Here is a 12,851-nt window from a genome sequence, read left to right as displayed (position 1 = left end):
CCAACTGCGCCATAGCCCCGTTCGGGCGTCGCTCGCGTGCGGCGACGCGGATAACTGTATGAAGATCGGACCCGTCAGAGCAAATCCGCGGTACGTGCACTACCTCACCCGTTCAGCCCAGGATCCTGCCCAACGGGCTGGAGTCCACCGGCGGTCCGGCATTCCACGCCACCACCGACCAGCCCGGAGGCCGTTTATTGGTCCGCATGAGCGCGTAGCAGCAGTTGCTCATGCCACGCAGGCCGAACCACTCCTGGGCGTCCATTCCCAGCAGGTAGGTGGCCCCCAGGTTGGTGGCCGCTCCGTGGGAGACGGCCACGATGACGTCGTCCTTCTGAGCGCCTGCGACGATGGACTTGAGTGCTTCTCCCACCCTCTCGGCGGTCTGACGGCGCCCCTCGATCCTGAACTGAGGGAGCTCTCCTCCGGCCCGCCAGGTGGCATAGTGCTCCGGCCACTGCTTCTTGATGTCGGCCGCCTTGAGTCCCTCCCAGTCCCCGAAGGACTTCTCCGCCAGTCCCTGATCGATCTCGACGCTCAGGCCGATCAGCGACGCCAGCACCTCAGCCGTGGCCCGAGCCCGCACCAGCGGGGAGGAGACAATGCGCGTGGGCCCCAGCGCCGCGATGCCCTCTGCGGCACGTCGCGCTTGGTCACGCCCGGTTTCATTCAGAGGGATATCGACCTGCCCCTGAATACGCCCTTGACTGTTGTAGTCGGTCTGGCCATGGCGCCACAGAATGAGATCCGTCATGAGGCAGTACTCTCCCGCCCACTGACCGTATCACCATCTCGCCTGTTCTCATGCGTCAGGTCCACCGGCAGCTCGATAGCGGGGCAGTCCTTCCACAGTCGTTCGAGCGAGTAGAACTCCCGGTCCTCGTTCTGCAGGACATGGACGACGACGTCGCCGTAGTCCACCAGGACCCAGTGGGCGTCGGCGAAGCCCTCCCGGGTACGGCGCTTGGCGCCGGCATGGTGCATGGCCTCATCGACCGCATCGACGATGGCGTGGACGTGGCGGTCGTTCGCCCCGGAGGCCAGCAGGAAGACATCGGTCAGCCCCAGCCGCTCGGAGACGTCGATGGCGGCGAGGTGCTCGGCCTTCTTATCAGCCGCCGCGCGAGCGGCAGCGATCGCCAGACCAGTGGCGTGTTCAGTGGCGGACACGGATCTCCTTCAGGACGGTCAGTCAGACATCATGCGGCAGCGGCGACTGTACCGTGCACACCCCCGTCAGACGAGCTGACGGATCCACTCCCCCGCACCGATGGTGGCGGCCATCGCGCTCGTGCCGCCGCCGATCTTGCCGCCGCTGATCAGTACCGCCAGGACGACAGCGATGATGATCAGCAGGAGAACGATGATGAGTGCGGCCATGAGGATCTTCCCGATGCGAGAGGAGGAGCTGGGCTGCTCCATCGGCAAGACGTGATCCGGGGTGGGAACCCGCCCGGTCACCTCATTGACGGGAGCCAGGTAGGGCTCCTCGGGCGCCTCAGCAGCCGGTACCGCCACGGAGTCCCACTCGGAGGCCCCGAGCGGACCATTGCCGTTCTCGGCCTCATCGCTGTAGAAGGCGTAGGGACTGACGGCCTCACCGGAGACAACGGAGGTCTCAGCCGTCCCGGCCACGATCGCCTCCTGGAAGTCGTCCGCCTGCGAGGGCTGATGCAGTGACCTCCACTGCGGAGCCCCGGGCGCACCGAACTCGGAGTCCTGCTCCGCCAAAGACGAAGGCGCCGACGTCGGCACCACCATGGTCTGCGCCTCGAGGTCGACCTCGACCGCAGCGTCGTCCTGCACCATCGGCTCCTCAATGGAGGGGACACCGTAGACGTCCTGCGCATCGGCGGCGTCCTGGGCGGATGGCGAGCTGTCCACGGGCTGGACCGAGCTGAGCTCTCCCGTGGAGGCGTTAACGGTGCGCACCCCCTGCGCGGCGGCCGGAATGCGCACGATGGGGCGGCGCACCGAGCCGGCGGAGGATGCTGATCCAGCACTCAGTCCGCTGCGGGCGGACTCAGTGGTCCGCGGGGCCCCGGCCTGCTCGTAGGCGGCGAAGTCAGCAGCGCCGGACACGGTTGTGGAGACGGCAGGAACAGCGGAGGCGGCGCTCACGGCGTTGGCCGACGAGGAGGAGGACTGCGAGGATGCCTCCCCGTCGCCCTGGACTGTCGGTTCAAAACCCTCACGGTAGTCGTAGGGGCTGGTGGAGGGCTCCTCGGTTTCGGCGTCGTCGATCACCTCAACGGCGTTCTGAGGCTCATTGGCCTCCGGGCTCTCCGGCTCGTCCGTCTCGGAGACGGAGCCTCCCTCAAGGCGGTCCTTGAGCGAGAAACGGGTGGGCACCGGTGCCGGCTCGGAGCTGGCGTTCGCAGCCCAGTGAGCGTCGTAGTCGAGGGTGGCCACCGGCAGGTCGACGGCCTCCATCAGTCCCGTCTCGATCTCGGAGATCGCCACGGCCTCGGCCGCCGACAGCGAACGCCAGCTCGGAGCGGAGGCGGCCGGCCCCTCGGGGACGGACAGGTTCAGGGGCGGGTTCTGCCCTCCCTGCTCGAGATAGTCGACCCCGTCCGCGGCGGGAAGCTCGGTCGACTCCCCCAAGCCGAGCTGGGCATCCTCACCCGACGCGGCGGAGGCACGGGAGGTGACCGACGCAGGATCGGCAAGAGGGTCCTGGAGCGCCTGGGCCTGCTCAGGGGTGATCTCGCCCGCCTCGACGGCGGCCCTGAGCGCCTTGGCCTCCTCACGCAGACGCCTCATCTCACGTCGAGTCAGGAGCGGCTGCTGACCGGTCAGGATCGCCTCGCGCTCCGCGGCGCGCTCCGCCTGTCGGATCGCACGACGACTACCGCGTGGAGCGTGCTCATCCTGCGTCGGCTCCTCGGACGTGGGGGCATTGACGCCGGTCTGCTCAGTGCTCACCGTCGTTCTCCTTCCTCAGGGACTGCTCGCGGGCCACTCTCGCCGTCATCGACGTCGCCGACGCCGGCCGCAAGGCCATACGATAAAGCCCGTACTTGCGTATGTACTGCACGACACCGTCAGGAACCAGGTACCACACCGGAGACCCTTCCCCGACCCGCTGACGGCAGTCCGTCGACGAGATCGCCATGGCCGGCACCTCCACCAGCGAAATCCGGTCACGGGGAACCCCGGAGTCACTGAGAACGTGCCCGGGACGCGTGACCCCCACCAGATGAGCCAGATCGAAGATCTCCTCGCTGTCCTTCCAGGTGAGGATCTGCGCCAGCGCATCCGCCCCAGTGATGAAGTACAGTTCCGCGCCCGGGTACTCGGCCGCGATGTCATGAAGGGTGTCGATCGTGTAGGTCGTACCGCCCCGGTCGATATCGACCCGGGAGACTGTGAACCTCGGATTGGAGGCCGTGGCGATCACCGTCATGAGGTAACGGTGCTCGGCCGGGGAGACCTTGCGCTCCTTCTTGAAGGGCTGGGCCCAGGTGGGCACGAAGATAACCTCGTCGAGAGCGAAGACGTTCTGAACCTCGCTGGCCGCAACCAGGTGCCCATGGTGGATCGGATCAAAGGTTCCACCCATGATGCCGATGCGAAGCGGACGAGCAGACAGGGTCACGCGCTGCGCCTCGCTTCTCTCCTGGGGGACACGTTTGGTTCTCCTCAACCGGCTTGGACAACTGCAGTTGGCGAACATACTGCCATGGCCTGCCCCCATTGTGGGTCTCCGCAACGCCATAAGCGAGTTGTCAGCCAACGGCGCAGAGACACAAGACAGTATTCAGGTGACCGTCAGATTACTTCCAGTTAGCCAGTGCGCGTCCTGCCGCCCCCAATACCGGGGCCGACACCCCGAGCCGGGCCGTCACCAGTCGCGGCGCCGGCAGCTCACCCACGAGGTCAGCCACCCGGCGTCGCAGAGGCTCAAGGAATACGGCCTCATCAGCCCGCACGAGCTCCGAGTTGACGACGACGTCGAGCGGGCCGAGCAGACCGACGCTGTGAGCGACGAGCTCTGCCAGAGAGTCCAGACCGGTGTCCCAGACGCGGCGCGCCTCCCGATCCCCCGAAGCCATCGCACTGAGGAGGGACTCCAGACCTGAGGCGCACTGAGCGGATGACCCACCGGAAGCGTCATCGCGGCCGCTCGACGCCTCCGCGGCGGCGCTGGAGCCGGAGTCAAGGGAACCAGCGGAATCATCGAGCATGCCGGCGGAGTGTCGCCTCGCCATCGCGCACACGGAGGCGACGTCCTCCAGGCGGGCCCTCTCCCCGCTCCAGTCCGGATCGGGAACCAGGATCCGACCGACCTGACCGGCCCAGCCCTCACCGAGCACCGGGACACCACCCAGCAGGACGGCGGAGGAGATCCGCTCGCCGACCGCCAGGTAGAGGCAGTCGCTCCCGGCCACGCCCCACCGGCTCTCAGCCCAGGCGCCGCAACCAGCGTCCTGATAGAGCGCCACCTCAAGGCCTCCGGAGAATCCGGACGGCCCACCACTCCGAGACGACAGCGACTGCCTCACAAGACTCGCCAACGGGACGTCCTGCAGACCAAGGGGCTCGCTGCGGCGGACATACCCCTCACCCTCGTCGACGACACCAGGCACACAGATCCCGACAACGAGGGCCGGAGCCCCGGAGGCCTCACCGCCGAGGTCGTCGGCAGCGCCCGCGCACAAGGATTGGATCGCGCTCCCGATCTCCTGAGCCAACCGGTGAGCGTCAGAGCGACACTCCTTGGGCACAGGCCGCTCCAGGGAGGAGACGGCACTCCCCCGACCATCAGCAACAACCGCGGTGATGCCATCGGCACCGACGTCGACCCCGATGGCGACGACACCCTCCTCACGGTGGAGGCGCTCGGCAAGGTCAGCGGGACATCCCATGTTTTCTCTGTTCTCGGGGGCGGGGCGGCGAGCCCGCAGGACCACCGCCCCACGCAACGGCGTGATTGATGTCGACGACAGTAGCAAGGTTTGTATCGCTATGTGTCGCTCTCAGGAGGCAGGTGCGGGCATTACTGAACTATGCTGACGCCAGTACGCCACTACCTGCCGCACGGTCACTAGGATAAGACAAATAGTTGATGCGCAAATCACGTACATGCTCCCCCGCCCGCCCCCTCTTCGTCCCGCACCACCCCCTTGAGCCCCAGGAGGATCGAGATGTCTCGGCATGATCGCCATTCGGCCATCCTCGACATCGTCATGGACGAGGGCAGCGTCCATATCGATGACATCATCACGCGGCTGGGAGTCTCGGCGGCAACCGCACGGCGCGACCTCGACCATCTGGCTGACCAGCAGCTGGTCAGCCGCACCCGTGGTGGCGCCATCGCCAACCCCACCTCCACCGAGCCGCCTCTGCGCTATCGCACCTCCAAGATGGCCGATGAGAAGACCCGTATCGCCAAGGCGGCGGCCGCACTGGTGCACCCGGGTGACTCCGTCGGTCTCAACGGCGGCACCACGACCACCGAGGTGGCTCGCGAGATCGCACTCCTGCCGGACCTGACCGATCCCGACGTGCCGGTCACCCTGGTCACCAATGCCGTCAACATCGCCAACGAGATGGCCGTGCGCCAGTGCGTGCGCGTCGTCGTCACCGGCGGGATCGCGCGCGCCCGCTCCTTCGAGCTCACCGGCCCTCTGGCCGACCTCATCCTGCCCTCGATCAGCCTGGGTACGCTCTTCCTGGGAGTCGAGGGCCTCGATGAGAGAGGCGCCTACGCCCAGCACGACGGCGAGGCCGCCGTCAACGCCGCCCTGGTGGAGTCTGCCCAGCACGTCGTCATCGTGTGCGACAGCTCCAAGCTCGGCAGGACGGCCTTCGCCCTCATCTGCCCCACCGCCAAGATCGACACGGTCATCACCGACGACAGCGCCCCGGCCGACCAGGTTGAGGCCCTGCGTCAAGCCGGAGTCCAGGTGCAGCTGGTCTAGCCTCCGACAAACCTGAGAGCTTTCTCATCCGTCCTTAATCGTCATCTTCTCCTGACCGGTCAGGATCGTTTCAGAACGATCCAGAACCGACACCAAGACAAGAGAAGAGACGATCATGACGACCGTTCCCCTACGTGTGGCCCTCTACAGCCACGACGCCAAGGGGTTGGGCCACTTCCGCCGCAACCTCGCTCTGGCCCATCACCTGGCCCGGGCACTGCCGGGGCTCACCGGTCGTGACGTCACCGGCCTGGTCGTCACCGGCCTGACCCCGGGGCAGGAGTACCGCCTCCCTGACGGATTCGACTGGCTGGTACTGCCGGGGGTCAAGAAGTCCGGGGGCACCTACCTGCCCCAGCGCCTGCGCATCACCCGTGAGGACCTGAGCCTGGTCCGGAGCGCCCTGCTGTCCGGCGCCCTGAGCACCTTCGCCCCGGACCTGTTCATCATCGACCGGCATCCCTACGGGGTGTACCAGGAGCTGCGCGAGCCCCTGGCACACCTGCGCCGAGCCCACCCCGCCGCACGCGTGGTGCTCGGTCTGCGCGAGGTCCTGGACACCCCCGCAACCGTGCAGCGCGAGTGGGATGCGCTCGGCGACACCGGCACGCTGCGCCGGCTCATCGACGAGGTCTGGGTCTATGGGGACGCCGCGGTCCACGACCTGAGCGCTACCGGCGAGGCCCCGGCAGCGTTGGAGGAGCGGATGCGCTACACCGGTTACCTCGCCCACGGTCGCGACATCGCTGAGGCCAGGGACGGCTCCGAGGCGTCAGCCGCACTGGCCGGTAACGCCCTCGATCCGGAGCCCTTCATCCTGACGACCGCCGGTGGCGGCTCCGACGGCATCAACCTGCTGCGTGCCGCCGCGGAGGCACGCGTCCCTGACGGCTACCGGCATGTCGTGGTCACCGGCCCCCAGCTCGATGCCGCCCTGTTCCACCAGGTTGCTCAGGCGGCCGGCCCCCGCACCGTCGTGCGCCGGTCCTGGCCGGGGATGAGTCGCCATATCCAGCAGGCCGCGGCGGTCGTCTCGATGGCCGGGTACAACACGGTCAGCGAGATCCTCGCCTCCGACACCCCGGCTCTCCTCGTCCCGCGCGAGACGCCTCGCCTTGAGCAGTTCATCCGGGCCACCGCCCTGAAGGAGGCGGGCGCCGTCGATCTCCTGAGAGTCACGGATCTGAGTGCCGCGGCACTGGAGAACCGGCTCACGGTGCTGCTGCGTGATCAGAACACCGCCCGTCACCAGCTGATGGGGCGACGTCGTCTGCGCCTGGACGGCCTGACCACCGTCCCTCTGCTCGCCGCCGAGCTCGTCGGCGACCGAAACGACGGCCCCACCACCCGCCTCAGTCATCTCGCCAGCCACGCCACCAGCCTCACCAGGATGGAGATCCCCGCATGAATCCCACACTCGACACCCACCAGGGCGGTCCCCGTATCGGATACGTCCTCAAGGTCTACCCCCGCTTCTCGGAGACCTTCATCGTCACTGAGATCCTGGCTCGCGAGGCCCAGGGCGAGGATCTGAGCATCTATGCGCTGCGCCCCACCACAGACTCACGCTTCCACCCCGAGATCGCCCGGGTCGCCGCCCGGGTCAGCTGGGTGGGCCGCCCGCAGCGGGCCATCGACCTGTGGACCCAGCTCGCCAACGGCCTGACCCGCCAGGACGACCGCGAGCGCTTCGCCGCCATCATGCCGGTGCTGGCCGAGCTCCCCGGCGACGAGGTGGCTCAGGGCGTGGAGCTGGCGCGCCAGGCGCGCAGGGACTCCATCACCCACCTGCACGCGCACTTCGCGTCCCTGGCCGGGCGGGTCACATGGATCGCCTCGGCTCTGACCGGCATCCCCTACACCGTGACCACCCACGCCAAGGACATCTTCCACGAGTCGGTGGACCCGGTCTGGCTGCGCCGGATCTGCGCCGACGCGCAGCGGGTCATCGCCATCAGCCGTTACAACGAGGAGTACCTGGGAACAGTGCTGGCGGGAACCGGGGCCACGGTGTCGCTGCGCTACAACGCCCTCGAACTGGATCGCTTCTCCTACCGCGCCCCGGAGCCGGCGTCCGCCAAGAGGGCCGAACCGCTGCGGGTGTGCGCCGTGGGGCGTCTGGTGCCCAAGAAGGGGTTCGCCGACCTGATCGAGGCGGTCAGGATCCTGGTGAGCTCCGGAGTCGACGTCGAGGTGGAGCTGGCCGGCGACGGCGACGAGCGTGCGCGTCTGTCCGAGCAGATCGACCGCCTGGGTCTGGCCGACAGGATCCGTCTGCTGGGTCCGCTCACGCAGGCGGAGGTGCGCGACCTGCTGGCGCGCTCGGACGTCTTCGCGGCACCCTGCATCGAGGCGGCCGACGGCAACATCGACGGTCTGCCCACGGTGATCCTGGAGGCGATGGCCTGCGGGACGCCGGTCGTGGCCACAGCGGTGTCAGGACTGCCGGAGGTGGTTCGCGACGGCGTCACCGGTCTCCTTCTGCCCCCGGGTGACCCGGCCTCGCTGGCCGTGGCCCTGCGCAGGATCGCGCTGGGCGAGGTGGATACCGTCTCGCTGTCCCGTGGGGCGCGGGCACTGATCGAGGAGCACTTCGACTCCCGTGCCCAGGCCGAGGTCCTGGCCTCCTGGCAGTCGGGCCCCGTCCCCGCTCCCAGCATGTGCCCGGCCGACCAGGAAGGAGCCGCCTGATGCGGATCGCCTACATCTGCTGTGACCCGGGCATCCCGGTGTTCGGGACCAAGGGCGCCTCGGTGCATATCCAGGAGGTCGTTCGCGAGCTGCGGGCCGCCGGCCACGAGGTGGTGCTCTACGCCCTGCGCTCGGGCGAGCACGTGCCCACCGACCTGGCCAACCTCGAGCTGCACCTGGAGGCCGTGGCCGACGTCGAGCCCGCCGAGCGGGAGCAGGCGCAGGTGCACGCCGCGGAGAGGATCGCCTCTCGGGTGATCGCCGACGGCGCCGACCTGGTCTACGAGCGCTACTCCCTGTTCTCCACGGCGCTGGCCGACATCACGGCGGCGACCGGAGTGCCGGGGATCCTGGAGGTCAATGCTCCGCTGATCGACGAGCAGCGTCGTCACCGCTCGCTGGTGGACGCCTCCGGCGCCGAGCAGGCACTGCGCCGTCAGGTCGGGGCCGCTCGGGTCACGGTGTGCGTCTCGGACCCGGTGGCCGACTGGGTTCGTCGTCGCACCGCGGATGTGCCGGATGCGGACGCCGTCGCCGGCAGGATCCACACGGTTCCCAACGGTGTGAGTGTGCGCCGCATCCAGCCTCAGCCGGCGGAACCCGACCGGGTGGTCGTCACCTTCGTGGGGACGCTCAAGCCCTGGCACGGGGTGGCCGACCTCATCACGGCGGCGGCCCTGGCGCGTCAGCACTGGAGCCTGCGGATCATCGGGGACGGCCCTGAGATGGAAACGCTCCGGGCTCAGGCCGAGCGCCTGGGGGTGGAGGCGGACTTCCGTGGGGCGGTCGCGCCTGAGGAGATCCCCGCCCATATGGCGGGTTCGGCGATCGGGGTGGCCCCTTATCCGGATCTGGGAGGTCGCGAGCAGCAGTACTTCTCCCCCATGAAGGTCCTGGAGTACCTGGCCGCGGGGCTGGCGGTCGTGGCCTCCGACGTCGGGCAGATCCCCCAGCTGCTTAAGGAGGGCTCGCAGCTTCACGGAGTGCTCGTGGCGCCCTCGGACCCCACAGCGCTGGCCGCGGCCCTGGATGATCTGGCAGCCTCGCCCCAGCGGCGAGCCCGGATGGGGCGCAGCGGGCGTCTCCTGGCCGAGGAGCGTCACTCCTGGAAGCGGGTCGTCAGCCGGATCCTGGAACTCGCCGGCGTCGCTCAGGGGGGTGGGCGGTGATGGACTCGCTTCCGCGCCGCCACGGACGCAGTCGGATGCGCCACTCCCCCATGCGGCAGACCCTGCGGCTGGTGGGCCCTGATGCCGCGCCGCAGTGGCGTCTCATGGCCGGAGGCACGGCGGTGCTTCTGGCGGAGGTGGTCTTCCGGGTGCTCGAGCCCTGGCCGCTGAAGATCGCCATCGACTCGCTGGTGGCGGCTCTGGGCCGGCATACGGGCAGCGCCCCTGCCACGGTCTCCTCCCTGGTGGGGCTCGGTATCGCCCTGCTGGTGATCGTGGCCGGCCGGGCGGTGTGCAACTACCTGGCCACCGTGGCCTTCGCCCTGGTGGGCTCACGCACGGCGGCCTCGCTGCGCAGCCGGGCCTTCCACCACGTCCAGGGCCTGTCCCAACAGTTCCACGCCCGCAACCGCAGCGCGGACACGGTTCAGCGGCTCATCGCAGACGTCAACCGCATGCAGGAGGTGGCTGTCACCGCCGGCCTGCCGATGGCCGCCAACACCTTGACCCTGCTGGTCATGGTCGTGGTCATGGTGTTCCTGGACCCGTTGCTGGCCATGATCGTGCTTCTGGCGGTGGTGGCCTTCTTGCTCGCGTCCTCAGGCAACTCGCGGCGGATCTCCGCGGCCTCGCTGCGCAGCCGCAAGTCGGAGGGGAACCTGGCCAACACCGCCCAGGAGGCGCTCGGTGCCATCAAGGTGGTCCAGGCCTACGGTCTGGAGCCACTGCTGCATGAGCGTTTCACGGGCGCCAACACGGTGTCGCTCAGTGAGGGGGTGCGCTCGCGCCGTATCGCCGCGCGCTTGGAGCGTTCCACAGACGTCATCGTCGGCCTGGCCACTGCCGTGGTCATGGTCGGTGGAGGCATCCGGGTCCTGAACGGAGCCATGTCTCCTGGAGACCTGGTGCTCTTCACGACTTACCTGCGCACCACCATGAAGCCGCTTCGGGACATGGCCAAGTACACCGGCCGTATCGCCCGTGCGACGGCCTCGGGCGAGCGGGTGGCCGACCTCATGGCGGTCAAGCCCGACATCGTCTCCCCTGATGACGCCACCGTGCTGGACCCGGTCCGCGGCATGGTCCACTTCGACCACGTGCATGCCGCCTACGAAGGACGCCCGGTGCTGCACGGTGTGAGCCTGACGGTGGTTCCCGGTGAGCATGTGGCCCTCGTGGGCCCATCGGGCTCAGGCAAGTCCACTCTGGTGTCCTTGGTGGTGCGGGCCCTGGATCCGTCTTCCGGCACGGTGAGTCTTGACGGGCACAGCCTGGACGAGCTGGATCTGCGGTTCCTGCGCTCGCAGGTCTCGGTCCTGCACCAGGAGGCGGTGCTGCTGACCGGAACGATCAGGGAGAACATCCGGCTGGGGTGGCCCGACGCCTCCGATGAGGAAGTGGAGGCGGCTGCGCGTGCGGCCCACGCCCACGACTTCATCACCCAGATGCCCGACGGCTACGACACGGCCGTGGGTGAGCGGGGCGGCACCCTTTCGGGCGGTCAGCGTCAGCGCATCGCCATCGCTCGGGCACTGCTGCGAGACTCCCCGATCGTCATCCTGGACGAGGCGACCACGGGGCTGGACCCGGCCTCGACGTCGGCGGTGCTTGAGGCGATCGATGAGCTGGTGGCCGGACGCACGACCCTGACCGTCACCCACGACCCACAGGCCGCCATGCGCGCCGATCGAGTGGTGTGGATCCAGGACGGGCGGATCCGCCTGGAGGGCAGCCCTCAGCACCTCATGGACTCCTCGGCCGACTTCCGTCGGTGGGCGAACAGTCACCTGTCCGAGTCCTTCGCCCTGGCGGGGAGCGGATCGTGACTCCTTCGATCATCAGCGCAACGACCACGGCCGATGCCGTCGCCGTGATGCTCGACGCCGATCGGCTCAGTGAGCTCCTCGAGCACCCGGTACGGGCCGACAGGCTGCGCATCAAGCCGGGGGTCTCCGTCCTGGTGTCCTTGACGGAGCAGAGCACCGGGCTCACAGCCGGCTGGGCCCGTCTGCTCTGGCCGGTCTCGCACTCCAAGGCCGCTCAGGCCGAGCGCATGGCCGCCTCTCTGGGGCTGGCGCAGTCCCCCGTCACCCGGTCCCTGGGCGACGGTCTGCTGCTGCAGTGCGGTCCGGTCCTCACCGACCCCAAGCTGGCCGAGCCGCTCGCGCAGGCGACGGGTGTGGGGATACTCAGTACCTGGGACGCCCGGGACGTGCTGCGCTACAACCCCTCACGGCGCCTGGTCCTGCGAGACGGCTCCAAGGTCCTGCGGCTGCGGACCGGAGCCGGGGGGCCGGCCGATGATGTCCACCGCGTCCTGTCCGAGTTCCTCCCGGTCCCCGGTCTCCGCGACTCGCAGGCCGTGGCCAGGTGCGAGGGCCGCGTCAGCGTGCAGCAGTGGTGCGGAGACACGAATCTGGCTGACTTCTACTCCGGGAACGTTGATGGGCCGGCCACCACTCAGAGCCCCGTGGAGGCCACCCGTCGCGTGGGGGCACTGCTGGCCGAGCTGCACTCCTGCGCCGGGCAACTGCCACCGGAGCTCGTCGACCGGCTGCCGCATCAGCATCCCAACGCTCGGGAGCTGGCTGAGGTCCATGCCCGTCAGCTCGACGTCCTGGCCCCCGAGCTGGCGCGCCGGGTGCGGGCGGTGGGCGACATGCTGCCCACCAGACTGCCGGGGTCACCGGTTCTCACCCACGGCGACGCCTCCCCCGACCAGGTGCTGTACGAGTACTCGACCGGTCGGATCTGGCTGACCGACTTCGACCGGGTGCGCCTGGCACCGGCTGCGACGGATCTGGGCTCCTACCTGGCGGTCGCGCCGTCCTCTCAGCGGGGCGCGCTGCTGGATGGTTATGCCGCGCACCGGCCGGTGCCGGGCGGCGAGGATCTGGGGGCGGCGATTGCACTGTCGCGACTGGCGCGACTGGCCGATCCCCTGCGCCGGGCCCAGCCGTCCTGGCGTGAACGCATCGGCACCGAGCTGACCGCCATTGAGCGCATCACTCAGTCGCCTGAGAAAGAGGCCGCCCGGCCATGACGGACGCGATGAGTACGACAC

11 protein-coding genes are annotated in these 12,851 nt (G+C 68.8%); 6 read left to right on the top strand and 5 right to left on the bottom strand.

Annotated elements, in window-relative coordinates; translation table 11 throughout:
• Positions 1 to 112: 112 nt before the first annotated feature.
• The 5 genes from BKH28_RS12270 to BKH28_RS12250 all read right to left on the bottom strand — a co-directional run bounded on the left by BKH28_RS12270 (position 113) and on the right by BKH28_RS12250 (position 4,871).
• Complete coding sequence (locus BKH28_RS12270) at positions 113 to 754, bottom strand: histidine phosphatase family protein (protein ID WP_075419062.1); 642 nt, start codon at positions 752 to 754, stop codon at positions 113 to 115.
• A complete protein-coding gene (rsfS, locus tag BKH28_RS12265; protein ID WP_075419061.1) occupies positions 751 to 1,170 on the bottom strand; it encodes a ribosome silencing factor in 420 nt (139 codons plus the stop codon). Before rsfS ends, BKH28_RS12270 begins: the two co-directional genes overlap by 4 nt.
• Before the next feature lie 66 nt (positions 1,171 to 1,236).
• On the bottom strand, positions 1,237 to 2,928 hold the full coding sequence (locus tag BKH28_RS12260) for a hypothetical protein (RefSeq protein WP_075419060.1): 1,692 nt from the start codon (positions 2,926 to 2,928) through the stop codon (positions 1,237 to 1,239).
• The gene (gene nadD, locus BKH28_RS12255; RefSeq protein ID WP_009405885.1) at positions 2,918 to 3,601 is read right to left on the bottom strand and encodes a nicotinate-nucleotide adenylyltransferase; all 684 of its coding nucleotides are present in this window, start codon (positions 3,599 to 3,601) and stop codon (positions 2,918 to 2,920) included. Before nadD ends, BKH28_RS12260 begins: the two co-directional genes overlap by 11 nt.
• A 178-nt stretch (positions 3,602 to 3,779) precedes the next feature.
• Entirely contained in the window at positions 3,780 to 4,871 is a 1,092-nt protein-coding gene (locus BKH28_RS12250) for an ROK family protein (protein ID WP_075419059.1), read from the bottom strand.
• A 279-nt stretch (positions 4,872 to 5,150) separates the two neighbouring features.
• Between BKH28_RS12250 and BKH28_RS12240 the strand changes: the two genes are divergently transcribed.
• The 6 genes from BKH28_RS12240 to BKH28_RS12215 all read left to right on the top strand — a co-directional run bounded on the left by BKH28_RS12240 (position 5,151) and on the right by BKH28_RS12215 (position 12,830).
• The gene (locus tag BKH28_RS12240; RefSeq protein ID WP_075419058.1) at positions 5,151 to 5,927 is read left to right on the top strand and encodes a DeoR/GlpR family DNA-binding transcription regulator; all 777 of its coding nucleotides are present in this window, start codon (positions 5,151 to 5,153) and stop codon (positions 5,925 to 5,927) included.
• 115 nt (positions 5,928 to 6,042) lie between these two features.
• Positions 6,043 to 7,335, top strand: coding sequence for a glycosyltransferase family protein (locus tag BKH28_RS12235; protein ID WP_075419057.1), 1,293 nt, complete (start codon positions 6,043 to 6,045; stop codon positions 7,333 to 7,335).
• Positions 7,332 to 8,618, top strand: coding sequence for a glycosyltransferase (locus BKH28_RS12230; protein ID WP_075419056.1), 1,287 nt, complete (start codon positions 7,332 to 7,334; stop codon positions 8,616 to 8,618). The genes BKH28_RS12235 and BKH28_RS12230 overlap by 4 nt, the downstream gene beginning before the upstream one ends.
• The gene (locus BKH28_RS12225) at positions 8,618 to 9,787 is read left to right on the top strand and encodes a glycosyltransferase family 4 protein (protein ID WP_075419055.1); all 1,170 of its coding nucleotides are present in this window, start codon (positions 8,618 to 8,620) and stop codon (positions 9,785 to 9,787) included. Before BKH28_RS12230 ends, BKH28_RS12225 begins: the two co-directional genes overlap by 1 nt.
• Before the next feature lie 50 nt (positions 9,788 to 9,837).
• Entirely contained in the window at positions 9,838 to 11,613 is a 1,776-nt protein-coding gene (locus BKH28_RS12220) for an ABC transporter ATP-binding protein (protein ID WP_075419071.1), read from the top strand.
• Complete coding sequence (locus tag BKH28_RS12215; protein ID WP_075419054.1) at positions 11,610 to 12,830, top strand: aminoglycoside phosphotransferase family protein; 1,221 nt, start codon at positions 11,610 to 11,612, stop codon at positions 12,828 to 12,830. Before BKH28_RS12220 ends, BKH28_RS12215 begins: the two co-directional genes overlap by 4 nt.
• The last annotated feature ends 21 nt before the right edge of the window (positions 12,831 to 12,851 follow it).

It is taken from the genome of Actinomyces oris (assembly GCF_001937665.1).
Classification (GTDB): domain Bacteria; phylum Actinomycetota; class Actinomycetes; order Actinomycetales; family Actinomycetaceae; genus Actinomyces; species Actinomyces stomatis.
The sequence above is the reverse complement of the archived record's forward strand: the minus strand, read 5'-3'. Positions and strand labels throughout refer to the sequence as shown.

Excerpts from the sequence above, each read along its gene's own strand:
- BKH28_RS12270 (WP_075419062.1), bottom strand. The coding sequence starts at position 754 with ATGACGGATCTCATTCTGTGGCGCCATGGCCAGACCGACTACAACAGT.
- BKH28_RS12250 (WP_075419059.1), bottom strand. The coding sequence starts at position 4,871 with ATGGGATGTCCCGCTGACCTTGCCGAGCGCCTCCACCGTGAGGAGGGT.
- BKH28_RS12240 (WP_075419058.1), top strand. The coding sequence starts at position 5,151 with ATGTCTCGGCATGATCGCCATTCGGCCATCCTCGACATCGTCATGGAC.
- BKH28_RS12235 (WP_075419057.1), top strand. The coding sequence starts at position 6,043 with ATGACGACCGTTCCCCTACGTGTGGCCCTCTACAGCCACGACGCCAAG.
- BKH28_RS12230 (WP_075419056.1), top strand. The coding sequence starts at position 7,332 with ATGAATCCCACACTCGACACCCACCAGGGCGGTCCCCGTATCGGATAC.
- BKH28_RS12225 (WP_075419055.1), top strand. The coding sequence starts at position 8,618 with ATGCGGATCGCCTACATCTGCTGTGACCCGGGCATCCCGGTGTTCGGG.
- BKH28_RS12220 (WP_075419071.1), top strand. The coding sequence starts at position 9,838 with ATGCGGCAGACCCTGCGGCTGGTGGGCCCTGATGCCGCGCCGCAGTGG.